General features: G+C 62.8%; 23 protein-coding genes. 12 read left to right on the forward strand and 11 right to left on the reverse strand.

The features are described from left to right. The first annotated feature begins 239 nt into the window (after positions 1-239). Complete coding sequence (locus J3R84_RS00900) at positions 240-1,598, forward strand: MATE family efflux transporter (RefSeq protein WP_025425837.1); 1,359 nt, start codon at positions 240-242, stop codon at positions 1,596-1,598. On the opposite strand, the gene J3R84_RS00905 is transcribed toward J3R84_RS00900, so the two are convergent. Together J3R84_RS00905 and J3R84_RS00910 are read right to left on the reverse strand one after the other, a co-directional pair. After that, positions 1,574-2,662, reverse strand: a complete 1,089-nt coding sequence (locus tag J3R84_RS00905; RefSeq protein ID WP_025425838.1) for a quinone-dependent dihydroorotate dehydrogenase — start codon at positions 2,660-2,662, stop codon at positions 1,574-1,576. The two genes, J3R84_RS00900 and J3R84_RS00905, sit on opposite strands and share 25 nt — an antisense overlap. After that, positions 2,659-3,006, reverse strand: a complete 348-nt coding sequence (locus J3R84_RS00910; RefSeq protein WP_025425839.1) for a DUF952 domain-containing protein — start codon at positions 3,004-3,006, stop codon at positions 2,659-2,661. Before J3R84_RS00910 ends, J3R84_RS00905 begins: the two co-directional genes overlap by 4 nt. A gap of 122 nt (positions 3,007-3,128) precedes the next feature. Here J3R84_RS00910 and J3R84_RS00915 point away from each other — a divergent pair, with 122 nt between their 5' ends. Together J3R84_RS00915 and J3R84_RS00920 are read left to right on the forward strand one after the other, a co-directional pair. Then, on the forward strand, positions 3,129-3,548 hold the full coding sequence (locus J3R84_RS00915; protein WP_025425840.1) for a hypothetical protein: 420 nt from the start codon (positions 3,129-3,131) through the stop codon (positions 3,546-3,548). Positions 3,549-3,623: 75 nt separating this feature from the next. Beyond that, positions 3,624-4,274, forward strand: coding sequence for a response regulator transcription factor (locus J3R84_RS00920; protein ID WP_025425841.1), 651 nt, complete (start codon positions 3,624-3,626; stop codon positions 4,272-4,274). A 125-nt stretch (positions 4,275-4,399) separates the two neighbouring features. On the opposite strand, the gene J3R84_RS00925 is transcribed toward J3R84_RS00920, so the two are convergent. Continuing rightward, a complete protein-coding gene (locus J3R84_RS00925; protein WP_203527359.1) occupies positions 4,400-7,903 on the reverse strand; it encodes a PAS domain-containing hybrid sensor histidine kinase/response regulator in 3,504 nt (1,167 codons plus the stop codon). Positions 7,904-8,174: 271 nt separating this feature from the next. On the opposite strand from J3R84_RS00925, the gene mscL reads away from it, so the two are divergent. The 3 genes from mscL (at position 8,175) to galE (ending at position 11,336) form a co-directional block, all read left to right on the forward strand. Next, on the forward strand, positions 8,175-8,603 hold the full coding sequence (mscL, locus tag J3R84_RS00930) for a large conductance mechanosensitive channel protein MscL (RefSeq protein WP_025425843.1): 429 nt from the start codon (positions 8,175-8,177) through the stop codon (positions 8,601-8,603). A 257-nt stretch (positions 8,604-8,860) separates the two neighbouring features. Further along, complete coding sequence (locus J3R84_RS00935) at positions 8,861-10,027, forward strand: pyridoxal phosphate-dependent aminotransferase (RefSeq protein ID WP_025425844.1); 1,167 nt, start codon at positions 8,861-8,863, stop codon at positions 10,025-10,027. Between the two features lie 286 nt (positions 10,028-10,313). Next, positions 10,314-11,336, forward strand: coding sequence for a UDP-glucose 4-epimerase GalE (gene galE / locus J3R84_RS00940; RefSeq protein ID WP_025425845.1), 1,023 nt, complete (start codon positions 10,314-10,316; stop codon positions 11,334-11,336). 9 nt (positions 11,337-11,345) lie between these two features. On the opposite strand, the gene J3R84_RS00945 is transcribed toward galE, so the two are convergent. From J3R84_RS00945 to J3R84_RS00980, 8 genes are all read right to left on the reverse strand, one after another. After that, positions 11,346-11,663 carry a chorismate mutase family protein gene (locus J3R84_RS00945; protein WP_025425846.1) on the reverse strand — a complete coding sequence of 106 codons (318 nt, stop codon included), beginning with the start codon at positions 11,661-11,663 and terminating at the stop codon, positions 11,346-11,348. A 442-nt stretch (positions 11,664-12,105) separates the two neighbouring features. After that, complete coding sequence (cydB, locus tag J3R84_RS00950) at positions 12,106-13,110, reverse strand: cytochrome d ubiquinol oxidase subunit II (RefSeq protein WP_025425848.1); 1,005 nt, start codon at positions 13,108-13,110, stop codon at positions 12,106-12,108. Beyond that, entirely contained in the window at positions 13,100-14,503 is a 1,404-nt protein-coding gene (locus tag J3R84_RS00955) for a cytochrome ubiquinol oxidase subunit I (RefSeq protein WP_025425849.1), read from the reverse strand. The genes cydB and J3R84_RS00955 overlap by 11 nt, the downstream gene beginning before the upstream one ends. Before the next feature lie 326 nt (positions 14,504-14,829). Continuing rightward, positions 14,830-15,999 carry a M20 aminoacylase family protein gene (locus J3R84_RS00960; protein WP_025425850.1) on the reverse strand — a complete coding sequence of 390 codons (1,170 nt, stop codon included), beginning with the start codon at positions 15,997-15,999 and terminating at the stop codon, positions 14,830-14,832. A gap of 1 nt (position 16,000) precedes the next feature. After that, a complete protein-coding gene (locus J3R84_RS00965) occupies positions 16,001-16,825 on the reverse strand; it encodes an ABC transporter permease (protein ID WP_025425851.1) in 825 nt (274 codons plus the stop codon). Then, entirely contained in the window at positions 16,822-17,547 is a 726-nt protein-coding gene (locus tag J3R84_RS00970) for an ABC transporter permease (RefSeq protein ID WP_025425852.1), read from the reverse strand. The genes J3R84_RS00965 and J3R84_RS00970 overlap by 4 nt, the downstream gene beginning before the upstream one ends. A gap of 59 nt (positions 17,548-17,606) precedes the next feature. Next, positions 17,607-18,389 carry a transporter substrate-binding domain-containing protein gene (locus J3R84_RS00975; RefSeq protein WP_025425853.1) on the reverse strand — a complete coding sequence of 261 codons (783 nt, stop codon included), beginning with the start codon at positions 18,387-18,389 and terminating at the stop codon, positions 17,607-17,609. Positions 18,390-18,426: 37 nt separating this feature from the next. Further along, a complete protein-coding gene (locus tag J3R84_RS00980) occupies positions 18,427-19,200 on the reverse strand; it encodes an ABC transporter ATP-binding protein (RefSeq protein ID WP_025425854.1) in 774 nt (257 codons plus the stop codon). Positions 19,201-19,485: 285 nt separating this feature from the next. On the opposite strand from J3R84_RS00980, the gene J3R84_RS00985 reads away from it, so the two are divergent. The 6 genes from J3R84_RS00985 to J3R84_RS01010 all read left to right on the forward strand — a co-directional run bounded on the left by J3R84_RS00985 (position 19,486) and on the right by J3R84_RS01010 (position 26,879). Further along, positions 19,486-20,109, forward strand: a complete 624-nt coding sequence (locus J3R84_RS00985) for a TetR family transcriptional regulator C-terminal domain-containing protein (RefSeq protein ID WP_025425855.1) — start codon at positions 19,486-19,488, stop codon at positions 20,107-20,109. A 17-nt stretch (positions 20,110-20,126) separates the two neighbouring features. Next, positions 20,127-21,317, forward strand: coding sequence for a pyridoxal phosphate-dependent aminotransferase (locus tag J3R84_RS00990; protein WP_025425856.1), 1,191 nt, complete (start codon positions 20,127-20,129; stop codon positions 21,315-21,317). Beyond that, positions 21,314-22,918, forward strand: coding sequence for a 5-guanidino-2-oxopentanoate decarboxylase (locus tag J3R84_RS00995; protein ID WP_025425857.1), 1,605 nt, complete (start codon positions 21,314-21,316; stop codon positions 22,916-22,918). Before J3R84_RS00990 ends, J3R84_RS00995 begins: the two co-directional genes overlap by 4 nt. Positions 22,919-23,173: 255 nt before the next feature. Then, positions 23,174-23,515: a hypothetical protein gene (locus J3R84_RS01000; protein ID WP_128090456.1), complete on the forward strand. Its 342-nt coding sequence runs from the start codon at positions 23,174-23,176 to the stop codon at positions 23,513-23,515. A 101-nt stretch (positions 23,516-23,616) separates the two neighbouring features. Then, entirely contained in the window at positions 23,617-26,157 is a 2,541-nt protein-coding gene (secD, locus tag J3R84_RS01005) for a protein translocase subunit SecD (protein ID WP_057204246.1), read from the forward strand. Between the two features lie 509 nt (positions 26,158-26,666). After that, positions 26,667-26,879, forward strand: a complete 213-nt coding sequence (locus tag J3R84_RS01010) for a hypothetical protein (protein ID WP_203527360.1) — start codon at positions 26,667-26,669, stop codon at positions 26,877-26,879. Positions 26,880-26,997 lie beyond the last annotated feature (118 nt).

A 26,997-nucleotide genomic window follows, 5' to 3' on the forward strand; every position in this document is an offset into this window, starting at 1 on the left:
CGGGACGTTGCGTTTTCCCGCGGGCTTGCCGGCAGCTCCAATCTTGCCTGCAAACCTACGAGGCATTCGACATCTGTCGCCCGTGTGCGTCCTCTCTCCCCGCAAGCGGAGAGAGAGTTAGGGTGAGGGGCCATCGTGGCGCTGAGGTATCGACTGCTGTCACCAACCGCAGTCTCTTGCGCCCGCCTATGATCTTTCCCTAAAACGGTCGTCACGCACTCATTCCCCTGGACCGTTCGATGACCGCCATTTCTCCCGCCGCGCAGACCGAAACCGCCGGCCCCTTTGAGGTCACCCACCGGCTGATCCTGGCGATTGCGCTGCCGATGACGCTGGGCTTTCTGACCACGCCGTTGCTCGGCCTCGTCGATACCGCGGTGGTCGGCCGCATGGGCCAGGCGACGCTGCTGGCCGGACTTGCTGTCGGGGCGATAATCTTCGACCTGATCTTCACCACCTTCAATTTCCTGCGCGCCGCCACGACGGGCCTTGTCGCGCAGGCCTATGGTCGGGGTGACCGGCGCGAACAGCAGGCCGTGTTCTGGCGCTCGCTGGTGATCGCGCTTGCGGCCGGTGTTACGGTTGTCGCCCTGTCGCCGCTTTTGCTCGCCGGTGGTCTCTGGCTGATGGACCCACCGGCAGAAGTGGAAGCTGTTACGCGCACCTATTTCCTCTGTCGCATCCTCTCGTCCCCGGCGGCACTTGCCAATTATGCTATCCTCGGCTTTGTGCTCGGGCGCGGCCAGGGCACGACCGGGCTGTTGCTGCAGGCTTTGATCAACGGGGTCAACATTGTGCTGTCGATCCTACTCGGATTGATCCTGGGCTGGGGTGTCGCCGGTGTCGCGATCGCAACCGTGACCGGCGAGGTCATCGGCGCTCTGGTCGGCTTTGCCATCGTCTATGGCCGCTTCGACAGGACGGACGCGCCGAGCTGGGCGATGATCTTCGACCGCGAACGGCTCCGGCCGCTGTTCGGGCTCAACCGCGACATCATGATCCGGTCCTTCGTTCTCGTCGCGGCCTTCGCGCTGATAACGCGGATCGGCACAGCTTTCGGCCCGGTGACGCTGGCGGCGAACGCGGTGCTGATGACCATTTTTCTCGTTGCCGGCTATTATCTCGACGGGCTTGCCAATGCGGCCGAGCAACTGATCGGCCGTTCGATCGGTGCCCATTACCGTCCGGCTTTCGATCGGGCACTGAAGCTGACGATGGCATGGTCGCTCGGTCTCGCCGCCTTGACGACGATGGCGCTCCTGCTTTTCGGCCGCGGGATGGTCGATCTCTTGACCACGGCGCAAGACGTTCGCATGGTCGCTTACGAATATCTGCCCTGGGCGGCCCTGACGGCGATGACCGGCGCGCTCGCCTTCCTGATGGATGGGGTCTTCATCGGCGCTACCTGGTCGCGCGACATGCGCAACATGATGCTGGCAGCCCTGGTCGGATACATAGCCGCCCTGGGGATCCTTGTCCCCGCCTTCGGCAATCACGGCCTATGGGCGGGGCTCAACCTGTTCCTGCTGATGCGTGGCCTGTTCCTGCTCGCCAGAATTCCGGCAAAGGCCGGTCAGACCTTTCGTTCGGTCCAGTAGTCGAGGCGGCTGTCACGAAGGTCGCGGATCGATGTCAGGCCCTGGCGATCGCAGAGCTCGGAAAGCCCGCGCACGATCCGGCCGGGCAGCGCCGGACCTTCATAGACCATGCAGGAATAGAGCTGGACCAGGTCGGCGCCGGCGCGGATCTTCTCTGCAGCCGTTTCGGCCGAACTGACGCCGCCGACACCGATGATCGGCAGGGCCGGGCCGACGCGCTTGCGCATCCGGGCAAGAACGGCCGTCGATTTCTCGAACAGCGGCTTGCCGGAAAGGCCGCCGGCTTCCTTCGCCTGGGCCTGGTCTTTGAGGCCATCGCGCGAAAGCGTCGTGTTCGAGACGATCAGCCCGTCGAGATCTTGGGCGAGCACTTCGGCCGCGATGTCATCCAGGCCTTCCTCGGTCAGATCGGGAGCGATCTTGAGGAAGACCGGCACGCGCCTGTTGCTGCGCGAGGCTTCCTCGTCGCGCGCAGCAAGCACGGCCGAAAGCAGCGTCGCCAAACTTTCGCGCGCCTGCAGGTCGCGAAGACCGGGCGTGTTCGGCGAGGAGATGTTGGCGGTGAAATATCTGGCGACGGAGTAGAAGGTGTGGATGCCGCTGACATAGTCGCCGATGCGATCGGCACTGTCCTTGTTGGCGCCGATATTGACGCCGATCAGCGCGTCGCGCGAGCAGGCCTTGAGGCGGGCCAGGGCTGCGCCGTGGCCCTCATTGTTGAAGCCGAGGCGATTGATCACCGCTTCGTCTTCCACCAGGCGGAAGATGCGCGGCTTGTCGTTGCCCGATTGCGGACGCGGCGTCACCGTTCCGATTTCGGTAAAGCCGAAGCCGATCTTCAAAAGCGCTTCCGGCACCTCGGCATTCTTGTCGTATCCAGCTGCCATGCCGAGCGGATTGGGGAAGGCAATACCGGCAACGGTCTGGGCAAGCCGCTTGTCCTGTCTGGACGGACAGCTCGGCACGAGGCCGGTCTTCAGTGCCTTGATCGACAGTCCGTGGGCTGCCTCCGGATCGAAGAGGAAAAGGCCGCGGCGGGCAAGATTGGCAAAGGGATTGGTCATGCCTCGAGTTCCGGGAAGACGTGAAGGCCATCGGCGCCGAGCGGCAGCGGCTTTTCCCACAGGACGGCCGAAAGGAACAGCGGTGCGTAGAGATGCGGGAAAAGGGCACCGCCGCGTGACGGCTCATAGACCAGCTCTTCGCCGAGCGCATCGCCATCGATCGCCACCAGCAGCAGGCCTTCCTGCCCTTCGAAGTGGCGGGCGGCGGTTTCGATCGCCTGCTCGCCGGTCGAAAAGTGGATGAAGCCGTCCGCGAGGTCGATGGGCGCGCCATCAAAACGGCCGGTGCGTTTGGCTTCCTGCCATAGTGCGGCCGGAACGATCTTGTATATGATTGAGCTCATGATGCCCGCTTGTCCGTCGTGATATCCTGTCGTGGCCTTGCCGCAAATATCGGCGATTGTCCATTGCTGAAGATCTTTCACCGGCGGATTTCCGCCCGTATGTCCGCAACGGAGAGGAAATCATGAGAAGAGCAATTGCAGTCATGCTTATAGGCGGCAGCCTCGGCCTTGCCGCAGGCGCACGCGCCCAGGAACCGGCGCCCGGTCGCTACGCCATGCAGAAGTCGGACACCGGCATTGCCCGGCTCGACACCCAGACCGGCGAGGTCTCGCTCTGCCAGGAGAAAGACGGTCAGCTCGTTTGCCGCATGGCTGCCGATGAGCGCACGGCTTTCGAATTGGAGATCGATCTCCTTACCAAGCGGGTGGAAGCGTTGGAAAAGGCCGCTAAATCCGGTGGGGCCGTCGCAAAACCGGACCTTCCGACCGACGAAGAGATTGACCGGACAATGGGCATCATGGAAAGAATGATGCGCAAGTTCATGGATATCGTGAAGGATCTTGAAGGCAGCAGCGACGGAACGTCGCCGCAGAAGACCTGACGGGTCGGACGGACTGTGCGGCTACAACCGGCGTGGGGACGCGGGCTGCAGCCGAAGCTCTTGGGAGGGAGCGACATGACGCCGGACATGACCATCATCATCGCAGACGACCACCCGCTCTTTCGCGGCGCCATGCGGCAGGCATTGAGCGGCATGGCCGGCGCGCCTGCCATCGTCGAAGCCGGCGACTTCGCTGCCGCGCGCAAGGCCGCCGCCGATTGTCCCGACGCAGACCTGATGCTGCTCGACCTCACCATGCCCGGCGTCAGCGGCCTGTCGGGCCTGATCGCCCTTCGCGCCGAATTTCCAAGCCTGCCGGTCATGGTGGTTTCCGCACATGACGACCCGGCGACGATCCACCGGGCGCTCGATCTCGGCGCCTCCGGCTTCCTGTCGAAATCGGCGGGGATCGAGGAAATCCGCGATGGCATCGAGAAAGTCATGGCCGGCGAAGTCTTCGTGCCGGCCGGCTACGAGCAGGGGCAGGAATACGAGCCGGAGGTCGCCGATCTCCTGCAGCGGCTGCAAACCTTGACGCCGCAGCAATCGCGCGTTCTGAGCATGCTCGGCGAGGGCCTGCTCAACAAACAGATCGCCTATGAGCTCGGGGTTTCCGAGGCGACCATCAAGGCGCATGTCTCGGCGATCCTGTTGAAGCTCAACGTCGACAGCCGCACGCAGGCCGTCATCCAGCTTTCGAAGATCGGTACTGTGGCGGCGGCCTAGAGCATCCCGCGCAAAAGTGGGCACCCGGTTTTGCGATCGCGACATGCGACGGAACCAGCGCTTTGAGTTCGAAAAGCGTTCCTAAAAGAACGCAGCGCGCTTTATGCGCGACACCGCATTAGCGACTATTCCGCAGCCGTCTTTGCCGCCGTCGAGAGCTGGGTCAGCCATGCCCGCATGGCGGCTGGCCGCACCGGCTTGTTCTGCAGGCCGACGCCGTCGCGCTCCGCCGCGCCGCGCACTTCCGGCGACCGGTCGGCGGTGACGAGCAAAGCCGGTATGTTGTCGCCGAACAGCGCCCGGATGCGCGCGATCGCCTCGATGCCGGTGCCGTCGTCGAGATGGTAGTCGGCGATGATGGCGTGCGGACGCTCCTGCGTGGACGTCGACATCTCGGTGCAGGCGTTAAGCGATTCCGCCGTCGTGACGACGCAGCCCCAGCCCGATAGCAGCACCCGCATGCCTTCGATGATGCGCGGCTCGTTGTCGATGCAGAGCACGCGCAGGCCGTTGAGCGCCTCGCTGGCCTTGGTCGTCGGCACGGGCGGGACGGCGACCCGTTCTCCCGCCGTTGGATCGAGCGGCACCGTGACCTTGAAACCGGTGCCCTTGCCGGGCTTGGACTGCAGGCTGACGGGATGGTTAAGCACCCGCGAAATCCGGTCGACGATCGAAAGCCCGAGGCCGAGCCCGGATGCGGTGCGGGCGCCCTCGTCGAGGCGCGCAAACTCCTTGAAGACGGTGCGGAACTTCGATGACGGGATGCCGATGCCGGAATCCAGCACTTCGATCGTCGCCATCTTGCCGCGCCGGCGCACGCCGACGAGCACCTTGCCTCGGAGCGTGTATTTGACGGCGTTCGAGACCAGGTTCTGCACGACGCGCCGGAGCAGGTTCGGATCCGTGCGCACCACCAGCGACGTCGGCATCACCACCAGCTCGAGGTCTTTCGCCCGTGCCATCGGCGCGAAATCCGTCTCGACCCGGCGCAAGAGGTCGTTGAGCGGGACCGACTGCAGGCGCGCCTTCATCGCGCCGGTGTCCAAGCGGGATATGTCAAGAACGGCACCAAGAATGGCTTCTACCGATTCCAGCGAGGAATCGATGTTTTCCACCAGCGTGCTGTTGTCCGATTCCCCGAGGCGTTCGACCAGCGAGGAGGAGTAGAGCCGGGCGGCGTTGAGCGGCTGCAGGATGTCGTGGCCGGCGGCGGCAAAGAAGCGCGTCTTGCCGATATTGGCCTCTTCGGCGGCGGCGCGAGCCTCGGCGAGTTCGTGGTTCACCCGGGTCAGTTCGCCGGTGCGCTCGGCCACCCGAAGCTCGAGCGTCTCGTTTGCCTGCTTCAGCGCCATGTCGGCGGCGACCCGCTGGGTGATGTCGGTGTAGGTCGTGACGATACCCTTGTCGGGCATTGCGTTGGTGCGCACTTCAATGATCTGCTGGCCGTTTCCAAGCTCCATCAGGAATGGCTTGTCGAGCGTCAGGAAGTTGGCGATCAGCCGCTTCTCGTCCTCCTTGCGGATATCGCCCCGCTTGGTGAGGATCGCGACGATGTCGGCAAGCGGGAAACCCACCTGGCCGGCGGCTTCCGGCAGGTCGAGCAGCTGGCGGAAACGCCGGTTCCAGATGATCAAGTTGTTGGCGTTGTCGAAGACGGCGATGCCCTGGTCCATCTGCGAAAGCGCGGTCTGCAGCATGTCCTGATTGTACTGCAGCGCTTCGCTTGCCTGGTCCAGCAGCCAGGCCGTATCCGACGAGGTGTCGTCGACCCGTTGCAACACCAGCGAAAACACGAGGCGGGCCGAGGACGAGCCGATGGCGCTGCCGAGCAGCTGCTCGGAAAAATGCACCAGCGCCATGTCGGCGGGCGCATTGTCGTCGAGCCAGCGGCCGGACTGGCGCTCATAGGTATGGAACGAACGCTGCATGCGCTCGTCGCCCATATAGCGGGCGATCGTCGCCTTGAGGTCGCGGACGGTGATCTTGGTCTTTCGGCCGCGAAACGCCCTCTCGCTGCGCGAGCGCCGGGTGATGAAGACCCCCGCCTGAAAACGTTCGAGCGGCTTGGGTGCCCGGGTCAGCGAGGCGAGCACGTACATGGTCAGATTGACGAGCAGGCTGAGCGCGGTGGCGTTGACCAGAGGATCGGCGTCAGTGCCGGAAAAGACCTCGGTGAGGGGTAGCAGGAAACTGAGGACCGTCGTTGCGACATGCGAATTATCCGGTCCGCCGAGGCTCGGCAGGAACAGGAGATAGGCCCAGACGAAGAAGCCCGAGACCATGCCGCAGATGGCGCCGCGGGCATTGGCCTGACGCCAGACCAGGCCGCCGAGCAGAGAAGGTGCCATCTGCGAAATGGCAACGAAGGAGAGAAGCCCGAGCGAGGCGAGGCCGGCGCTGATATCGGCCGAACGGTAATAGGCATAGCCGAGCAAAAGCACGACGAAGATCGCCGTGCGGCGAATATTGAGCAGTGTGCCCGCGAGATTTTCCTGCAGCCCGCCGCGCTGGCCGAGATTGCGGCGCAGGAAGACTGGCATGACGATGTCGTTGGAAATCATGATCGACAGCGCCACGGAGGCAACGATGACCATGGCCGTCGCTGCCGAAAAACCGCCGATGAAGGTAATCAGCGTCAATAGCGGCAGGCCGTTGGCGAGCGGCAGCGTCAGCAGGTAGAGGTCGGCGTCGCCGGATCCCGAGAAGGTCAGGATGCCGGCAATGGCGATCGGCAGAACGAAAAGGTTGATGGCGACGAGGTAGAGCGGAAAGAGAATGCCGGCGGTGCGCAACTCGCCTTCGGTGCGGTTCTCGACGACAGTGACATGAAACTGCCGCGGCAGCATGATGATCGCAAAGGCCGAGGTGACGATCAGCAGGATCCAGCGCGCGATCGGCGTTTCGTAGGAGAGCGCCTTTTCGACCGCCGGGCTTTGCTGGGCGAGGGTCCACAGATGCGTCGGCCCGTCGAAAATCACGAATACGATGTAGAGGCCGGCGGTGATCAGCGCCACCAGCTTGACCACCGATTCCATCGCGATCGCGAGGATCAGGCCGTCCTGGTGTTCGGTTGCATCCGTATGGCGGGTGCCGAAGACGATGGCGAAGCAGGCGAGGAACAGGGTGACGAGGAGCGGCAGGTCGATGAAGCTTTGCCCGGCGCCGATGCCATAGTCGCTGGTGTTGATCATCGCCGCGACCGAGCTCGAGATCGCCTTCAGCTGCAGCGCAATATAGGGCACGGCGCCCACCAGCGAAATCAGCGCAACGATCGCCGCCACCGCCGGGTTCTTGCCATGGCGGGCGGCGATGAAGTCGGCGACCGATGTCAGCTTCTCGGTCTTGGCAAGCCGGATGATCTTGCGGATCAGCGGCATGCCAAGCGTGAACATCAGGATCGGGCCGATATAGATGCCGGTGAACTCGAGGCCACGCTCGGCCGCAAGGCCGATGCCGCCGAAATAGGTCCAGGACGTGCAATAGATCGCAAGGCTCAGCGCATAGACCAGCGGCCTGCCGTTGACCGCAGTGCTTTTTTTCCTGGCCCGCCGGTCGCCGTAGCTTGCGACTGCGAAAAGCAGCAGCAGATAGGCGAAGGCCGAGGCGAAGATGACCGAACCCGAGAGCATGCCTCATTCCTCCGGGGGCAAGCATAGGCCAACTGCAAGAGGTTGAGAATTGCCTCGGCATCAGTCTTAAGTTCAAGGCGGCGTTGAAGAAAGCGCGCGGCCCGCCGGTGTCGTCAGCGGGCGATCGCAATCGGGCAACTCGCTTGCATACGATTTGATCAAAGGCAAAGAATGGTTTCCCCCCTGCCCGCTTTGGTTTAGTTTCCGTAAACGGTTGCAGCGCGGGACAGCGCCAGCGGTCGCTTTCAACGGGGATAATACGGAGAGACGTATGCTGAATGAGTTCAAAGAGTTTGTTGCCCGCGGGAACGTGATGGATCTCGCGGTGGGTGTGATCATCGGCGCCGCTTTCAGCAAGATCGTCACGTCGATCGTCGAAGACCTGGTGATGCCCGTTGTCGGTGCGCTCACCGGTGGCGGTTTCGACTTCTCCAACTACTTCCTGCCGCTCTCGGCCAACGTGACGGCGACGTCTCTTGCCGCTGCCCGTGAACAGGGCGCCGTCTTCGCCTATGGCAACTTCATCACTGTCCTCATCAACTTTCTGATCCTCGCTTGGATCATCTTCCTGATGATCAAAGCGGTAAACCGCGTGCGTGCATCGGTCGAAAAGCAGAAGGAATCCGAGCCGGCCGCTCCGCCGCCGGAAGATGTCCGGCTGCTTTCGGAAATCCGCGATCTCTTGAAGCAGCGCGCCTGAGTTTCCTCTTCCCGCGGGCTCCGGCGTCGTCGACCGAAGCCCGCGAAACATCATAGAAATCAATAAACCGGTCAGATAAAGTCGCGTGATCGCCGCTGCGAAAGCGGCTAGAAGCGACGGGCGATCCGGAGCGGGATCAGGAAAAGTGTGGGCGGTTTTCCGCCCGCATCCCGCTCTAACTCATGAAAATCGATCACGTTTTTGATTTGGGTCGAGCCAACCCGACCAAATCAAAAACGTGATCCAGGAGCCCGTCGATGACCATCATCACCACCCTCAGTCCCCGTGCACTCTCGGCGCCGGAAAGCGGCATCGTCGAGGTCGTGAACTATGCCCGTGGGCGCGACGGTCTGATCCCGCTCTGGGTCGGCGAAGGCGATCTTTCGACCCCGACCTTCATTTCCGAGGCCGCCAGCGAAGCGTTGCTCGCCGGAGAAACCTTCTACACCTGGCAGCGCGGCATCCCGCCACTGCGCGAAGCGCTGTCGCGCTATTACCAGCGCCGGTTCCAGAAGACCCTGTCACCGGAGCATTTCTATGTCACCGGCTCCGGCATGCAGGCAATCAAGCTTTCGATCGAGGCGATCACCTCGCCGGGCGACGAGATGGTGCTTTTGACCCCGGCTTGGCCGAATTTTGCCGCGGCTGCCGAGCTGTCGGGCGTCAAGCCCGTCTCCGTTGAGCTCCGCTTCGAAAACGGCACGTGGCAGCTCGATCACGAGCGGCTCGAAGCGGCAATCGGTCCGAAGACCAAGGCTCTCTTCATCAACACGCCGTCCAACCCGACCGGCTGGACCGCCAGCCATGACGATCTTCGCGCCATTCTGGCGCTGGCGCGCAAGCACGGCCTCTGGATCGTCGCCGACGAGATCTATGCGCTTTATCACTACGCAGGCGGCCGGGCGCCTTCTTTCCTTGATGTGATGGACGACGACGAGCGCATCATCTTCGTCAACTCCTTCTCCAAGAACTGGTCGATGACCGGTTGGCGCGTCGGCTGGATCGTCGCCCCGCCGGCAATCGGCCAGGTGCTTGAAAACCTGGTGCAATATGCAACCTCAGGCGTGGCGCAGTTCATGCAGCGCGGCGCCGTCGTGGCGTTGGAAGAGGGCGATGCTTTCGTCGACGCCAACATTGCCAAGGCCGCACAGAGCCGTGACCTCTTGTGCGACGCGCTGATCGCCACCAATCGGGTCGAAACGCTGAAGCCGGACGGTGCGATCTATACGTTCCTCAAGATCGACGGCGTCACGGATTCGCGCGCTGCGGCGATCGACATCGTCGACAAGACAGGCGTTGGCCTTGCGCCGGGAACCGCATTCGGCGATGGCGGCTCCTTGTTCATGCGCGCCTGCTTCCTGCGTGATCCGGCGCAGGTCGCGGAAGCGGCACACCGCCTGCAAAATTACATTCTCGGTCGGTAACGGTCGCCATCGCTTAGGTCGGCGTGCGCTCCTGCATAATTCCTTAAATCAGGATAGATTTAAGGCAAAAATTATGCAGCAAGTTTAGAATGTTACAGCGTCCTTAGCGCGTCAGATTTGACGCGCGGCGCTGTAAGTGCCCCGCCGACCTTTCGGCGTGACTATTTCTTAACTCTACACCAAGGAATTGTGGTCCCGCGGCCGCGCAGACGTGCGGCCCTTACCTATTCCGAAAGCATCTGTGGGTTTTGCTGTCTCCTATGTTCCAGGGAACGGGAAGCAGTAAATGGCTGTGTTGGTAACGGGCGGTGCCGGCTATATCGGCAGCCACATGACGTGGGCGTTGCTCGACGCCCACGAGGATGTGGTCGTGCTCGATCGACTGTCGACCGGTTTCCGCTGGGCCGTGCCATCAGAGGCGCGTTTCTACCGTGGCGATGTCGGCGACAAGGTATTGCTGGCACGCATCTTCGACGAGAACAGCATCGATGCGGTCGTGCATTTCGCCGGTTCGGCGATCGTTCCTGAATCGGTTGCCAACCCGCTTGCCTATTACGAAAACAACACCGGCAACACGCGTACGCTGATAGAGGCCGGCGTGAAAGCGGGGATCGGCGGTTTCGTTTTCTCGTCGACGGCGGCCGTCTATGGCAGCCAGGACGGCGCGGAACCCGTGCGCGAGACGACAGCCCTCCACCCCGAAAGCCCCTATGGGCTATCGAAGCTGATGGCCGAATTGATCCTGCGGGATGCCGCTGCAGCCCACGATTTCAGCTATGTGGCGCTGCGCTATTTCAACGTCGCCGGCGCCGATCCCCTGGGTAGGACAGGTCAGTCGACGACCGGCGCAACCCATCTGATCAAGGTCGCCTGTGAAGCCGCGCTCGGCAAGCGGCCGAAGGTCGATATCTACGGCACGGATTATTCCACGCCCGACGGCACCGGCATCCGCGATTACATCCACGTGGCCGACCTCGTCGAAGCCCACATGCGTGCGCTTGCCTATCTCAGGGCCGGTGGCGAGCCGTTGATCAGCAATTGCGGCTACGGCGAGGGTTTTTCGGTGTTGCAGGTCATCGACACCATCAGGCGCATCTCTGGCCGTGACATTGCGGTTAAGCATGGGCCGCGGCGACCGGGCGATATCGCTCGCATCGTTGCCGATCCCGCGCTCGCACGGCTGAAGCTTGGATGGGTGCCGGCCCATGCAAGTCTTGACCAGATCGTAGAGAGCGCCTTCGCCTGGGAAGAGCATCTTTCACGCAAGAACAGCTACGACCTGCCACGCCCGCAGATGCGATTGGTCTGAGGCCCTCGATCAGGGCGTTTGATCGTCGCTCGTTTCGCCCAGTATCTTTTGTTCATGCGCGATCGCGTGGTTGATCAGCCGTGCCCAGATCTCCTCGTAGAAATCCGGGTCCAGGTTCTGGCTCTCGGCATTCTTGCGGGCATTCTCGCGCACTTCCATGACCCGCGCCGGGATATCGGCCTTCAGCTTCAGCGGCCGCTTGATCTCTGCGGCGCGGTCGATATAGCCCCAGCGCTCGGCGAAAAGCGCCATCAGCGCCTGATCGAGCCGATCGATCTCGGCGCGCACATCGGCCATATCAGTGCATTCGGCTGGGGTCTTTTGCATCTGTCTCGTCCGGTTGCGGCAGGGATGCCTTGCGCCCGCAGGGGCACGCGGCGCTCTTGCGGCGCACTGCTAACAAACGGCGGGGGATCTGAGAAGAGGCAACAGGGTCGCACGGTCCCAGTGTCAGCGGAACGGTGATCACGAGGTGACACCGGGACCGTAATCACCAGGTGCCACCGGGTTGGTGGTCACCTCAGCAGGCGATCGCTTGGCGAGGGAGGAGGGTGCGGTCCTGTCTCCGTCCGCGGCGATCGCCTGCTGACGTGTTGGGAAAAGCTAACCCGCCAAGCTTGAGCGAGGCTTTATGCCCTGTCACCGAACCATCATGATCAGGTGCCGATCATCAGCTTGATTATCAGGCCGACGACGGTGACGGTCACCACGCCCGCACACCAGAGGCCGACAAACCACAGAAGCTTGCGACCGGTTCCCGTTTCGCTTTTCAATGGTAGCCCTCCTCCGGGTCGATCTTGCCGCGGAAGACCCAATAGGCGTAGCCGGTATAGGCAAGGATGATCGGCACCAGCACCAGCGCGCCGGCAAGCAGGAACGACAGGCTGGCGTCAGGTGCCGCCGCATCCCAGATCGTCAGCGATGGCGGCACGATATAGGGAAAGAAGCTGATGCCGATGCCGGCATAGCCGAGCACGAACAGCCCCAGCGCGGCAAGGAACGGCCGGGTGTCATGACGGGTCCTGATGCCGGTTATCAGAAGATAGAGGCAACCGAGCACCAGCAGTGGCACGATGATGCTGAAGATTGCCGTCGGCCAGCCGAACCAGCGCTGCAGATAGAGCGGTTCGAGGAAGGGCGTCCACAGGCTGACGATGCCCATGGCGGCGATTGTGCCGAACGAGCATTTGAGGGCAAGGCTGCGAGCCCGCTCCGCCAGATCCCCATGGGTCTTCATGACAAGCCAGGTGGCGCCGAGCAGTGCATAGCCGACGACGACGGCGATGCCGGTCATGATCGAGAATGGCGTCAACCAGTCCCACCAGCCGCCGGTATAGGCCCGGTTCTCAACCGGAATGCCCTGAACCAGCGCCCCCAGCGTGATGCCTTGGGCAAATGCGGCGAGCATCGAGCCGCCGGCAAAGGCCCAGTTCCAGAGATACTCGGCCCGCTTGGTGCGCCAGCGATATTCGAAGGCAACGCCACGGAAGATAAGGCCGATGACCATGGCGATGATGGGCGCGTAAAGTGCCGGCAGGATGGTGGCGTAGGCGAGCGGGAACACCGCCATCAGGCCGCCACCGCCCAGCACGAGCCAGGTCTCGTTGCCGTCCCAGACGGGTGCGACCGAGTTCATCATCACGTCGCGATCATGCTTTTGCGGAAAGAACGGGAAAAGGATGCCGACACCGAGGTCGAACCCGTCGAGGATGACATAGGCGAGCACCGCAAAGGCGATGATGCCGGCCCAAATCAGCGGCAGATCAATGTCCATGATGACCTCCATGGGGGTTGGCGAGGGCGGCACCGGCCGTGCGGATCGGCCCCTCGTCGAGATCCGGCGTCGGATCACGCGGCAGCCGCGCCATCAGCCGCAGGATGTAGAAAGTGCCTGCGCCGAAAACGAAGAAGTAGACGATGATGAAGGCCAGCAGCGAAGCGCCGACGGCAGGGGCCGCAATCGGTGCGACCGAGTCTGCCGTCAGCAGATGGCCGTAGACCGTATAGGGCTGGCGGCCGACCTCCGTGGTGATCCAACCGGCAAGCACGGCGACGAAGCCGGCCGGGCCCATGAGGACTGCTGCACGGTGTAGCCAGGCATTGCTGTCAAGCGTGCCGCGATACCGACACCACAGGCTCCACAGCCCGATACCGAGCATGGCGAAGCCGAGGCCGACCATGACGCGGAACGACCAGAAGATGATACCAACAGGCGGATGCAGTTCGTCGGGAATGGTGTCGAGGCCGGCAAGCGGCGCATTGAGATCGTGCTTGAGGATGAGGCTCGACAGCTTCGGCACGTCGATGGCGTAGTCGACGCGCTTTTCGGCGGAATTGGGAATGCCGAAGAGGATGAGCGGCGCGCCGTCCGGGTGGCTCTGGTAGTGGCCTTCCATCGCCATCACCTTGGCCGGTTGATGTTCCAGCGTGTTGAGGCCGTGCATGTCGCCGGCAAAGATCTGGATCGGCGCAACGATCGCCGCCATCCACATCGCCATCGAGAACATCTTTCGCGCCCGGCGCGGCGCCGTCTTGCGGATGAGGTGCCAGGCGCCGCAGGCGCCGACGACGAAGGCGGTCGTCAGATAGGCGGCAAGCACCATGTGCACCAGGCGATAGGGAAAGGACGGGTTGAAGACGATAGCCCACCAATCGACCGGCACAAACTGGCCGACCGCATTGATCTCGAAGCCCCTCGGCGTCTGCATCCACGAATTTGCCGAAAGGATCCAGGTGGCCGAGATCAGCGTGCCGATCGCGACCATGGCAGTCGCCAGAAAATGCAGTTTCGGGCCGACGCGGTTGAGGCCGAAGAGCATGACGCCCAGGAACCCCGCCTCGAGGAAGAAGGCGGTCAACACCTCGTAGCCCATCAGCGGCCCGATGATCGGCCCTGCCTTGTCGGAAAAGACGCTCCAGTTGGTGCCGAACTGGTAGGACATGACGATGCCGGAGACGACGCCCATGCCGAAGGCGACGGCAAAGATCGTCTTCCAGAAATTGAAGAGCTCGAGATAGACCTCGTCCTTCTTCCACAGCCACAACGCTTCGAGCACCGCAAGGTAGCTCGCAAGCCCGATCGAAAAGGCGGGGAAGATGATGTGGAACGAGACGGTGAAGGCGAACTGGATGCGGGCAAGTATCGTCGCATCGAAATTTTCAAACACGGCACAATCCTTTCAGACGTGCAGCGCCGCGTGTCCATTTGGACGCGCAAGGCTCACTGCAGCTCTCTGGTCTGCTGCGCACTTTCGGCCTCGGATCGTTTCCGACCTAAGGCGTTACGCGGTGCCTTTCGGGCCGGGCCAATCCTGTGGTTGCACCCGAATTTCAGCATGTGATTGAATCTGAGCCAAAATTGCCAAAGGTCAATGATGGGCCGGCCGCCACGTTGTCACACTGCGGCAATGTCGCGCTTGCGGCAAAAGGGAGCGGGCGCGCCGGTCATCGATGGCACGAGCACATGGGGGCGCTTGGTGTTGTGTCGCCGTTTTCAGCGCGTCGGCAGATAGGCTTCCGCAAGCTCCGTCCAGAAGGCGGCGCCGACGGGCAGAAGATCGTCGTTGAAGTTGTAGGCGGGATGATGGAGCGGCTTCTCCTCGCCGCTCACTTTCGAGCCGAGGAAGAAGTAAGTCCCCGGCCGCTCCTGCAGCATGTAGGCGAAGTCCTCGCTGCCCATGAACGGGCGGGCGAGATCGATCACCTTGTCGGCACCGGCAAAGCGGACGGCAAGATCGCGGACAAAATCCGTCTCTGCCTTGTGGTTGATGGTCGCGTCGTAGCTGCGCAGATAGTCGACCGTTGCGCGCATGCCGAAGCTTGCGGCTTGCGCCTCTGCGATCATGCGGATACGGCGCTCCAGCTCGTCGCGCACGGCGGGGTCGAAGGACCGGATGCCGACGACGATCTCGGCGCGCTCCGGGATGATGTTGCTGGCGGAGCCGGCATGGAAGGCGCCGACGGTGACGACGGACGGATCCATCGGGTGAATGTTGCGCGAGACGATCGACTGCAGCGCCATGATGATCGAAGCGCCGCAGACGATCGGGTCGGCGGTGTCCTGCGGTTCGGCACCATGGCCGCCGCGTCCGTGCACGGTGATCCGCGCTTCGTCGACCGCCGCCATGATCGGCCCTTCGCGCAAAGCGAACTGCCCGAAGGGCAGGCCCGGTTCGTTGTGAAGCGCAAAGACCGCGTCGCAGGGGAATTTTTCAAACAGCCCTTCGTCCATCATGATCTTGGCGCCGCCGAAATTCTCCTCGGCCGGCTGGAAGATCAGGTGAATGGTGCCATCGAAATTGCGGCGTTCGGCAAGGGCGCGTGCCGCGCCGAGCAGCATCGTCGTGTGGCCGTCGTGGCCGCAGGCATGCATCAGCCCCGGTGTCTTGCTGGCGTAGCCGAGGCCGGTTTCCTCAAGGATCGGAAGCGCATCGATATCGGCGCGAATGCCGATCGAACGTAACCCGCTGCCATTGCGCAACGTCCCGACGACGCCGGTCTTGGCAAGCCCCGTCGTCACCTCGTAGCCGAGTTCGGCGAGGTGCCGGGCGATGAAGGCGGAGGTGCGCGTCTCCTCCAGGCCGAGTTCGGGGTGGGCATGCAGATCGTGCCGGATGGCGACGAGGTCCGGCATGGCGTTGTCGATGGAGGAGGAAAGCTTCATGTCATGCACCACGGGTTGGTATGCGATTCTCGAACGTGCGGAAGGCCACCACCAGAATGCCGGTGAGGCACATGTAGATGAGCGCGAGCAGCAGCAGCGGCTCGTAGGTCAGGAACGTTTCCTGGCGGACCTTCGAAATCACCGCGTAGACGTCAACGACGGTGATCGTCGCCACCAGCGGCGTTGATTTCAGCTGCAGCACTGCCTCGCCATTGAGCGTCGGCAGGGCACGGTGGATGGCGCGCGGCAGCCAGATGCGGCGGAACATCGTCCAACGGCTCATGCCATAGGCCTTGGCAGCTTCCAGTTCGCCGGCGGGAACGCCTGCAAAAGCGCCGCGCATCACTTCGCCCTCGTAGGCTGCGAAGGATATCGTCAGCGCCGCGACGCCATAGGGCCATGCTTCGCGCAGATACGGCCAGAGAAAGGATTGGCGGATGGCAGGAAACTGCGGGAACAGCGAGCCGAGCCCGTAATAGAGAAGCCAAAGCTGGAGGAGCAGCGGCGTGCCGCGAATGACGGTGCAGAACACCTTTGCCGGCAACTTGAAGAACCACGGGCCGGTCACCTGCGCCAGGCCGATCGGTACGGCGAGCAGGAAGCCGAGGATCGATGTGCTGAACAGCATCACCAGGCTGATGAGAATGCCCCAGCCGAGACGCGGCAGGTAGCGCGGCAACCAGTCCCAGCGCATGAAGACGGCGACGGTGACGACGAACGCGGCAAAGACCAGCATCATCACGATGCGATGCGGCTGGAAGAAACTGCGCGCGTTCGGCAGGTCCTCGGGCGTGAAGGCGATGGCGTGGGTGGTTTGATCCGTCATCGCTGCTCCGCGAAACCGCGCCTCGCATGTCGTTCCAGCATGCCGATGAAGATGTTGGAGATGAGCGTCAGCGCCAGATAGAGCGCGCCGGCCGCAAGGAAGAACAACAGATAGGCCTTGGTCGTGCCCGCCGCCTGGCGCGTGACGAGCGTCAGTTCGCTGAAGCCGACGACGGCCAGAAGCGCCGTGTCCTTGGTGGCGATCAGCCACAGATTGGAAAGGCCCGGGATGGCGTAGGGCAGCATGGCCGGCAAGGTGACACGCCGCAGCACCTTCAGGGGCGACATGCCATAGGCGCGGGCGGCTTCGATCTGCCCGGCCGGAACCGCCTTGATCGCGCCGCGAAGCACCTCGGTCGAATAGGCGCCCTGAACCACGCCGATGACGAAGATGCCGGCCATCAGGCCGCTGATGTCGACCGGGCCGATGCCGAACAGCGCCAGCAACTGGTTCAACAGATCGGTGCCGGCGTAGTAGAGCAGAAGGATGAGCACCAGCTCGGGCACGGCCCTGACGACCGTGGTGTAGCATTCGAGCAGGTCACGCAGGATCGGACCGCCATAGAGTTTGCCGAAGGCGCCGCCGACGCCGAGCGCCATGCCGAGCGCAAAACCGCCGACGGCGATCTGGATCGAGTTGAAGAAACCCTGCAGCAGCACGCCGCCCCAACCGGGTGCGGACAGTGCGAGCAGGCTCCAGTTGACGATAGAATCCGATGCCATGCGTCTTCGACCTCCGAAGGCACCGGCCGGCAGCCCGAGGGCTGCCGGCCGGTTGCGCCTTATTTGCCGTAGATGTCGAAGTCGAAGTACGTCTTCGAGAACGTGTCGTAGGTGCCGTTGTCGCGGATCGCCTTGATCGCGGTGTTGAGCTTGTCCTTGAGTTCGGTCTCGCCCTTGCGCAGGCCGACGCCGACGCCCGGGCCGATCACGGCCACGTCCTCGGCCACATCACCCTTGTAGTCGCAGCACTCCTTGCCCTGGTCCGTCGCAAGGAAGGCCTTGAGCGCGATCGCGTCCGCCTGGACCGCGTCCACGCGTCCGGCGGCCAGATCGTTGTTGGCCTCGTCCTGCGTCTGGTATTCCTTGACCTCGATGCCGGCCGAGGCGAAATGCTTGGCGGCATAGGCCTGGTGCACGGTCGAGACCTGGACACCGATCGTCTTGCCAGCAAGGCCTTCAGGCGTCGGCTTGAAGTCGACGCCCTTGGTGCCGATGACGCCGGTCGGTGTGTTGTAGTACTTGTCGGAGAAGTCGATCGTCTTCAGCCGCTCGTCGGTGATCGACATCGAACTCATGATCATGTCGATCTTCTTCGAGGTCAGCGCCGGGATGATGCCGTCCCAGGCGACGGGGGTCAGCACGCATTCGAGCTTCGCCTCGGCACAGACGGCCTTCATGAACTCGACTTCCCAGCCTTCCCAGTTGCCGTTCGCATCCGGCGCAGTGAAGGGCGGGTAAGGCTCGGCGGCGACGCCGACCTTCAATGCTTCCGCCGAAGCGGCGATGCCGCCACTGACGGCGATGGCGGCCGCAACCGCCAGGACTTTCAATGTCTTCTTCATGCTGTTCCCCTTTTTTGGTTGTTGAGCATTGTTGAATTCAGTGAATGGAGCTGATGAACTTCTTGAGCCTTTCGGATCTGGGCGCGCCGAAGATGGCCTCAGGCGAGCCCTGTTCCTCGATGACGCCGTTGTGCAGAAAGATGATGTGATTGGCGACGTCGCGCGCGAACTTCATCTCGTGGGTGACGAGGATCATCGTGCGCTTCTCGCGAGCGAGATCGCCGATCACCGAGAGCACTTCGCCGACCAGTTCAGGATCGAGCGCCGAGGTCGGTTCGTCGAAGAGCATGACCAGCGGCTGGATGGCGAGCGCGCGGGCGATGGCGGCACGCTGCTGCTGACCGCCCGACAGGAAAGCCGGATAGGCATCGCGTTTTTCATAGAGCCCGACGCGCTTGAGCAGCGATTCGGCGGTGGCGATCACCTCGGCCTTCGGTTTGCCGAGCACATGGATCGGCGCCTCGATGACGTTTTCGAGGATTGTCATGTGTTGCCAGAGATTGAAGCTCTGGAAGACCATGCCGAGCTGGCTGCGGATGCGCTGGACCTGTTTTCGGTCTTCCGGGACAAGTCCGCCGCGGCCGTCCGGTTTCATCCGGATCTTTTCGCCGTGTACGCTGACAGTGCCGGCGGACGGCAGTTCCAGCATGTTGATACAGCGCAGGAAGGTGGACTTGCCGGAGCCGCTGCCGCCGATGATGGCGATGACGTCGCCCTGTTTCGCTGTGAGCGAAACTCCCTTCAGCACTTCCAATGGCCCGAAACGCTTGTGCAGGTCAGTGACCGCGATTGCCTGGGCCGCATCCGTCATCGACGCGCCGATCCAATGGCTCTGCGAGCTTTCCGTGAAGGCATGAAACAGTTCCCCTGTCGTCTTTCCGTGCAGCATCTTTGGCTTGTCACGGTCTTTGTTGGCAGGCATGGTTGCACTTGTGCCGCTATTGTTCAAGCGTATAATAACACGTATCGTCGTTTTTTTATCGCCCGCCGCGTGCCCGATTTTCCCTGAAGGAGCTCCCATGCATCCGTTCCGCTCGAAGGATTTGACGAACCCGTTCGCCGACCCCCGTGCGCGGATGATGGCACGGATGACGGCATGAATCGTCGCGCGTTTCACCGGGCCCCTGAAGGAGAACGCCGCCAGGAGCTGATCGAAGCGACGCTCGATTGCATCGCCGAATTCGGCCTGAAGGGTGCGACAGTGCGCCAGATCGCTATCCGCGCCGGGGTGACGGCTGGGCTGGTCCGGCACTATTTCGAATCGAAGGACCAGATGGTCGCCGAGGCCTACCGTGCGGTGATCGCGTCGCTGACCGACAAGGCCGCCCATGTCGAAGGCGACCCGGAAACGCGGCTGAGGGACTTCATCGCCATCAACCTGACCGAGCCGGTCGCCGACAGCCGCAGCATCTCGCTCTGGGCGGCTTTCATCAGCCAGGTCCGCGTCGACCCGATCCTCGCCGAAATCCACCGGGACGGCTACCTGACCTTTCGCAACACGCTGCAGGACCTGCTTGCCGATTTCTTGGCGGTGAAGAACAAACCGGCCGACGCGGAAACCTGCCGCGCCTACGCGATCGCGATCAACGGCCTCGTCGACGGCCTGTGGATCGAAGGGTGCCTGGCGGGAGATCTGTTTCGGGAAGGCGAACTGGTCGCCATCGCCATGGCCTCGGTCGAGGCGCTGCTCGGCACCTCGATTGGCAGTGACAAACAATGAAAACGGGAGAAAACACCATGCGGTATGCATCGATCACCGAACGCCTCGCCGACCTCGGTTCGGGAAAATGGTCGCTGCACATCCGTGCGCGGCAACTGAAGGCGAGTGGTGCCGATATCATCGAGCTGACGATCGGCGAGCCGGACGTGCCGCCGGACCGCGCTCTGCTCGATGAATGCCAGCGTGCCATGAATGCCGGTCGCTATCGTTATTCCAACGGCCGCGGCGAGCATGCGGTCGTGGCGGCGCTCGTCGAGAAGTACCGCCGTCGCCGCGCCGATGTCACCACCGAAAACGTCATGTGCTTCCCGGGCACGCAGACGGCGCTCTTCGGCGTCATGCTGGGCCTGGTCGAGGCCGGCGATGCCGTTCTCGTCGGCGATCCGCTCTACGCCACCTATGAGGGCGTCATCCAGTCGACGGGCGCCCATCACGTGCTGGTGCCGCTGAAGCCGGAGTTTGGTTTTCACATGCAGGCCGCCGATATCGAGAAGGCGATCACGCCGGAATGCCGGGTGCTGCTGCTCAACACGCCGCACAATCCGACCGGGGCCGTACTGACCGCGGCTGAAATCGCCGAGATCGGCGAGGTCGCGCGCCGCCACGATCTCTGGATCGTCTGCGACGAGGTCTACGAGGAATTGGTGTTCGACGCCGTGTTTGCCTCTCCGTTCGACAATCCGGATCTGGCCGAGCGCACTATCGTCGTGTCGTCGATCTCCAAGTCGCATGCAGCGCCAGGCTTCCGCAGCGGCTGGGCCGTCGGGCCGGAGGAGTTTACCAATAGGCTTCTGCCGGTGTCGGAAACCATGCTGTTCGGCGTGCAGCCGTTCATTGCCGATATGACGGCTTACGCGCTGACGCATGACATCGATACGGCGCGGCGGATGCGCGAGACCTACAAGTCTCGCTCGCGCCGCATCGTCGAGGGCCTCGCCAATGCGCCAGGCATCCTGGTCTTGCCACCGGAGGCTGGCATGTTCACGCTGATCGACGTGTCGGCCACCGGCATGACCGGCGAAGCCTTCGCCTGGGCGCTTTTGGAGGAAGAGGGGGTCGCGGTGATGCCGGGATCCTCCTTCGGTGACGAGGCGCAGAACTTTCTGCGCGTCAGCCTGACCGTGCCCGACAAGGACATCGACGAGGCTTGCCGTCGCATCACCGTGCTTGCCGAGCGCGCCACACTGCGTCAGGAGCGCCGCGCATGACCACGAAAACAGTAGGCGAAGCCCTGGTCGATCTGCTCGAGGCCAATGGCGTCGAGGTGGTGTTCGGTATTCCGGGCGTTCATACGGTCGAGCTCTATCGCGGCCTGGCGGCATCGAAGATCCGCCACGTCACCCCCCGTCACGAGCAGGGCGCCGGCTTCATGGCCGATGGCTATGCCCGCGTCAGCGGCAAGCCGGGCGTCGCCCTTGTCATCACCGGACCGGGCTTGACCAACACCATCACCGCCATGGCGCAGGCCCGGCAGGATTCGATCCCGATGCTGGTAATTTCAGGCGTCAATCGTCGCGATTCGCTTGGGCACGGTCGCGGGCTGCTGCATGAGCTTCCCGACCAGCACGGCATGATCAAGACGCTGGCGCTCTATTCGCACACCTTGCTCAATCCCGACGACCTGCCTTTTGTCGTCGACCGGGCTTTCTCTGTGCTGCTGTCCGGCCGGCCAGGGCCGGTGCATATCGAGATCCCGACCGACGTCATGACGGCACGGATCGAGCCGAAGACGATCCGCTCGGCCGCCGCGACCCGTCCGCGCTCCGACAGCGAGACGCTACAACGCGCCGCGATCCTCTGCGCCGACGCGACCCGCCCGGTGATCATCTGCGGCGGCGGCGCTCTGACTGCCGAGGCGGAGGTCAGGGCACTTGCCGAGCAGATCGGCGCGCCCGTCGTCACGACGGTGAATGCGCGCGGCATGCTGGCCGGCAGCCCGCTGCGCGTTCCGGCAAGCCCCAGCCTCAAGGCGGTGCGATCGCTGCTCAAGGAGGCTGATCTCGTGCTGGCGCTTGGCACTGAGATGGGCCAGACCGACTACGACATGTATGCCGATGGCGGGTTCCCGGTGCTGCGCAACCTGATCCGTACCGACATCGATGCAGCACAGCTGGCCCGCGGTCCGCATGCCGCACTTTCGATCCTCTCCGGCGCCAAGACGGCGACGGCGAGCATTCTGGCTTTCCTGCCGGGACATGCGCCGAAGGATGGAGCGGCCCGCGCCGAGGTAGCGCGTAAGGCGGCGCTGAAGGAGCTGACGGCGAAGATGCGGGCCGAGATTGCCGTGATCGATGCGGTCTACAAGGCGCTGCCGGACTGCACCATCGTCGGTGACTCCACTCAGGCCGTCTACGCCGGCAACCTTTATTGCGACGCGCCGCGCCAGCGCAGCTGGTTCAACTCGGCGACGGGGTACGGGGCATTGGGCTACGCGCCGCCGGCAGCCGTCGGTGCTGCCGTGGCCGACCCGTCGCGGCCGGTCGTCTGCCTTGTCGGCGATGGTGGTTTCCAGTTTTCGCTTGCCGAGATTGGTTCTGCCGTCGATGTCCAAGCGCGGGTGATCTTCCTCGTCTGGAACAACGACGGCTATCAGGAGATCGAGTCCTACATGATCGATTCCGGTGTGACGCCGGAGGGTGTGAGGCCGTCTGCGCCGGACTTTATCCTCGCCGCCAAGGCCTATGGCATCGAGGCGGAAAGGCTGACGTCGGTCACTGACCTTTCGCGGGCACTTGCGGATGCCGGCGCGCGCAGCGGGCCGTCGCTGATCGAGATTCATCAGGTGAAAACCAGCGGCGCAACCGCGTAACCTGCAAATCATGTCACCGTTTGAGCGGCGCGAAATTTGACATTTCGCGCCCGCAATGGTGTTAAGAGCGCCTCGTGCTCGATTCCGGCCATGTTCTTCGGCTAGATTTGTTGCATTCCGGCTGAATTGAACTTTCAGGCGCCAAGCGCCGAGGAAGGGGCGGCGTCCCGAATGGACCCAGTGTGTGGTGGCAACAGAGGCAAGTTTGCCGGCCGGCTAATCGCCGTGCTGTGGCTCTTCTGTGCCTCGCTCGCCATGCAGCTGATCGTCGTCGGGCAGGGCTTCTCCTCGCGTCTTTCAGCCGAACAGCAGGCGGGCAATTTCTCCGCGCCTGACACCGTTCCTTCGGATCACCCCGCCGCGCGCCAGATTTCGCGCGCCACCCCGGTTTCGGATCTGCGCTTTACCGCCGAACGCAAGGATGGCAAATCCGCGACCGGCGACGGCGCGGTGCCGATGCTGCTTGCGTCGGTCCAGTTTCTTGCTTTCGAGCCGTCCGGCGAAGACCTCGCTTTCGGCCGTACCCCCTTCGCCGATGGTTTGTCGAACCGCGGCCCGCAAATCCGTGCGCCTCCGCGCGCCTCTGGTGATTGCTGATATTCGGGCACGATGATCGCTGCGATCGTGTTCATGCCCTTGATGAAACAAAGTCCTGATCACGCGGCTTTCGCCCGTACAGGCTCTCTTGGAACCACAACATGCGTACATCCAAATGGGCGATTTTCGCCTATGTCGTCGTTATCATCTTCGGATGCATAGCAGCGCTGCCAAACGTTCTCTCGCCGGCACAACGCGAGCAATTCGGCGCCTGGCTGCCGGTGAAGCCCGTTACCCTCGGCCTCGACCTGAAGGGCGGCTCTCACCTCGTCCTCGAGGTCGACGCCGCCGGCCTGCGCAAGGCGCGGCTTGAAACCCTGCTCGACGATACGCGCAGGGCGCTTCGCGGCGAGCGCATTCCCGCCTCGTCGGCGCGCATCAGCGGCGATGCCGTCACCGTCAAGATCGACGATCCGGCCGACCTCGAAAAGGCGCTGCCGAAGCTCAAGGAGCTCGCAGCCCCTGTCGGCACGCTCGGTTTCGGTGGTTCGGCCTCGGATATCGAAGTCACCGAGAACGGTGGCAACATTAGCCTGGCAATGACCGAAGCCGGCCTCAACGACCGGATGACCAAGGCGGTCGAACAGAGCCTCGAGATCATTCGCCGGCGCGTCGACACGGTCGGCGTCGCCGAGCCGTTGATCCAGCGCGTCGGTTCCAACCGTATTCTCGTCCAGCTTCCGGGCCTGCAGGATCCGACCGGGCTCCGCCAACTCCTGGGCTCGACCGCCCAGATGAGCTTCCACATGCTGGATCAGACCGTCGACGTGACGCAGCCGGCGCCCCGTGGCGTCGACATCCTGCCCGGTGCCAACGACGGCAACAGATATCCGGTCGAAAGCCGCATCGCCATTTCAGGCGAGCGTCTGGCCGATTCCAAGGCCGGCTTCGACCAGCGCACCAATGAGCCGATTGTCTCGTTCACCTTCGATTCGCTCGGCGCCCGGCAGTTCGCCGAAATCACCCGTGACAATGTCGGCCGGCCCTTCGCCATCGTGCTTGACGGCAAAGTCCTGACCGCGCCCGTCATCCGCGAACCGATCATCGGCGGTAACGGTCAGATCAGCGGTAATTTCACCGCACAGGAAGCAACCGTTCTTTCGGCACTGCTGCGCTCGGGCGCACTGCCCGCACCGTTGACCGTGATCGAAGAGCGTTCCGTTGGCCCGAACCTCGGCAGCGATTCCATCCGCATGGGCATCTTCACCGGCCTTGCCGGTTTCGGCCTCGTGGTTGCCCTCATGGTCGTGCTCTACGGCGCATGGGGCATGATCGCTAACGTCGGCTTGGTACTGCACACCATTCTGACGATCGGCGTGCTCGCAATGCTCGGCTCGACCCTTACGCTTCCCGGCATCGCCGGTATCATCCTCGGCATCGGCATGGCGGTGGACGCCAACATTCTCATCAATGCCCGTATTCGAGAAGAAACCGAGGGCGGCGCCGGCGCCATGAAGGCGCTCGATATCGGCTTCAACAAAGCCTATGCGACGATCATCGACTCCAACGTCACCACGCTTTCGGGCACCGTGCTGCTGTTTGCGTTCGGCTCCGGACCGGTCAAGGGCTTTGCGGTGACCATGATGCTCGGCATCGTCATCTCGATGTTCACGTCGGTGACCGTCGTGCGCCTGATGATGCGTGAAGTCGTCATCCGCCGGAAGATGAAGAAGCTCGAGATCCCCTCGCTCTTCGGACGTGTTCCGCATCTGCCGTCCTTCTCCTTCATGAAGGGCCGTTTCGTTGCCATCGGCATGTCCGCCTTCCTGTCGATCAGCTCGGTCGTGTTGTTCTTCACGCCCGGCCTCAACTACGGCATCGACTTCGTCGGCGGTATCCAGGTGGAAGCGACATCCAAGCAGAAGCTCGATCTGCCGGCGCTGCGCCATGGTCTGGAGTCGCTCAACATCGGTGAAGTCGCCCTTCAGGAATTCGGCCAGGACAAGTCGGTCCTGATCCGCGTTCAGCGCCAGCCCGGCGGTGAGCAGGAGCAGACGGTTGCCCTGAACAAGATCAAGGATGCAGCCGTTCAGACCATTCCCGACGTGACCTTCGAGCGGACGGAAGTCGTCGGCCCGACGATCAGCACGGAACTCGCGCGTTCGGGCTTCCTTGCCGTCGGTCTCGCGATGGTGGCGATCCTGTTCTACATCTGGTTCCGCTTCGAATGGCACTTCGCCGTCGGCGCGATCGCGGTCCTGCTGCTCGACATCACCAAGACGATCGGCTTCTTCGCGCTCACCGGCATCGACTTCAACCTGACGGCCATCGCCGCACTGCTGACGATGATCGGTTACTCCGTCAACGACAAGGTCGTGGTCTACGACCGCATGCGCGAGAACCTGCGCAAGTACAAGTCGATGCCGTTCTCCGACCTCATCGACATGAGCATCAACCAGGTGATCGCGCGATGCATCTTCACCTCGATGGCCACGGCGCTGTCACTGGTGCCGATGGCAATCTGGGGCGGCGATGCCGTCAAGAGCTTCGCCTGGCCGATGATCTTCGGTGTTATCGTCGCGACGACGTCGTCGATCTACATCGGCGGCCCGATCCTGCTCTTCCTCAATCGTTGGTGGAAGGATCGCGAAGCGACCCGCACCGGCACCGGAACCACGCAGCCGGGCGCACCGGCCGCCTGATATCAGGGCTGAGGTTATAAAATGTGAAGGGGCGGTCCTATGGGCCGCCCCTTTTTTGTCAGAAAGTGCTGTCTTTATCGCCCCGTACCTTGCAGGTTGATTCGTCGCTTCCTAGATAGCGAGGGTCTCCGGTTTCGGATCGGGAGAACGGATATTGCATCCGGGACCCCTAAAATTTGATGGGTTGAGAAATATTTTTCGCGTCATCATGTTTTTAATTGACGGAATTGGTAGATTATTCTAGTTTGCAGCTCTGTGACGCGGGCGAGTCCGCCTCACAGTTGTTCATGAACCGCTCCGGCATTGCGATGCCGGACCAAGCCAAAGGAGTGTGACATGTCCGAAACCGTCTCGACCGCCGCCTTCTTCGGCACGCGTTCCCATTGTCGTGCAACAGTGAAGAAACGTCTCATTCGCCTCTGCCGAATGTGATCCTCGAACTCTCGAAATTCATCCTTTGCCGAAATTGAAATGTCCGCGCCTCCGGGTGTGGAAGGAGCGTTATTTGCATGAGCAAGCAGGTTATCGAATATGGCGGCGAAGCCGTCGGGGTCGTCGTCCCGGACGACGGCCGGTTCAAGTTCCTGGCAGTCAAGTACCATGTCTGGGATCTGGACGCTCAGCGGTTCCGGTCGGCTGACGAAGCACGCGCGGCAATTCGCCATCTGCTCGCGCGTCAGGGAGTGCCTGCCGAACGCCATGGCGATGCGGCCGCAGCATAATGTCTGGGGCGGCCGCCCCCTTATTCCGAGTATAATCCCAGACCAAGCTTTGCATTGATTCTGTGCCACAATTGTGTGTTTGCCGCACGATTCTTGTGCTATGCCAAAACAAGATTGC

Source organism: Ensifer canadensis (genome assembly GCF_017488845.2).
Classification (GTDB): domain Bacteria; phylum Pseudomonadota; class Alphaproteobacteria; order Rhizobiales; family Rhizobiaceae; genus Ensifer; species Ensifer canadensis.

Coding starts and splice junctions, on each gene's coding strand:
- J3R84_RS00980 (WP_025425854.1), bottom strand. CDS start 19,200: ATGACGGATGCGGCCCAGGCAATCGCGGTCACTGACCTGCACAAGCGT.
- J3R84_RS00990 (WP_025425856.1), top strand. CDS start 20,127: ATGCGGTATGCATCGATCACCGAACGCCTCGCCGACCTCGGTTCGGGA.
- J3R84_RS00925 (WP_203527359.1), bottom strand. CDS start 7,903: ATGCTCTCGGGTTCGGTCATCTTCGCCTCGGCCTTCGCCTATCTGCTG.
- J3R84_RS00945 (WP_025425846.1), bottom strand. CDS start 11,663: ATGCAAAAGACCCCAGCCGAATGCACTGATATGGCCGATGTGCGCGCC.
- mscL (WP_025425843.1), top strand. CDS start 8,175: ATGCTGAATGAGTTCAAAGAGTTTGTTGCCCGCGGGAACGTGATGGAT.
- J3R84_RS00905 (WP_025425838.1), bottom strand. CDS start 2,662: ATGACCAATCCCTTTGCCAATCTTGCCCGCCGCGGCCTTTTCCTCTTC.
- J3R84_RS00900 (WP_025425837.1), top strand. CDS start 240: ATGACCGCCATTTCTCCCGCCGCGCAGACCGAAACCGCCGGCCCCTTT.
- J3R84_RS00935 (WP_025425844.1), top strand. CDS start 8,861: ATGACCATCATCACCACCCTCAGTCCCCGTGCACTCTCGGCGCCGGAA.
- J3R84_RS00920 (WP_025425841.1), top strand. CDS start 3,624: ATGACGCCGGACATGACCATCATCATCGCAGACGACCACCCGCTCTTT.
- J3R84_RS00970 (WP_025425852.1), bottom strand. CDS start 17,547: ATGGCATCGGATTCTATCGTCAACTGGAGCCTGCTCGCACTGTCCGCA.
- J3R84_RS00915 (WP_025425840.1), top strand. CDS start 3,129: ATGAGAAGAGCAATTGCAGTCATGCTTATAGGCGGCAGCCTCGGCCTT.
- galE (WP_025425845.1), top strand. CDS start 10,314: ATGGCTGTGTTGGTAACGGGCGGTGCCGGCTATATCGGCAGCCACATG.
- J3R84_RS00975 (WP_025425853.1), bottom strand. CDS start 18,389: ATGAAGAAGACATTGAAAGTCCTGGCGGTTGCGGCCGCCATCGCCGTC.
- J3R84_RS00985 (WP_025425855.1), top strand. CDS start 19,486: ATGAATCGTCGCGCGTTTCACCGGGCCCCTGAAGGAGAACGCCGCCAG.
- J3R84_RS01010 (WP_203527360.1), top strand. CDS start 26,667: ATGAGCAAGCAGGTTATCGAATATGGCGGCGAAGCCGTCGGGGTCGTC.
- J3R84_RS00960 (WP_025425850.1), bottom strand. CDS start 15,999: ATGAAGCTTTCCTCCTCCATCGACAACGCCATGCCGGACCTCGTCGCC.
- cydB (WP_025425848.1), bottom strand. CDS start 13,110: ATGGACATTGATCTGCCGCTGATTTGGGCCGGCATCATCGCCTTTGCG.
- J3R84_RS00995 (WP_025425857.1), top strand. CDS start 21,314: ATGACCACGAAAACAGTAGGCGAAGCCCTGGTCGATCTGCTCGAGGCC.
- secD (WP_057204246.1), top strand. CDS start 23,617: ATGCGTACATCCAAATGGGCGATTTTCGCCTATGTCGTCGTTATCATC.
- J3R84_RS01000 (WP_128090456.1), top strand. CDS start 23,174: ATGCAGCTGATCGTCGTCGGGCAGGGCTTCTCCTCGCGTCTTTCAGCC.
- J3R84_RS00910 (WP_025425839.1), bottom strand. CDS start 3,006: ATGAGCTCAATCATATACAAGATCGTTCCGGCCGCACTATGGCAGGAA.
- J3R84_RS00965 (WP_025425851.1), bottom strand. CDS start 16,825: ATGACGGATCAAACCACCCACGCCATCGCCTTCACGCCCGAGGACCTG.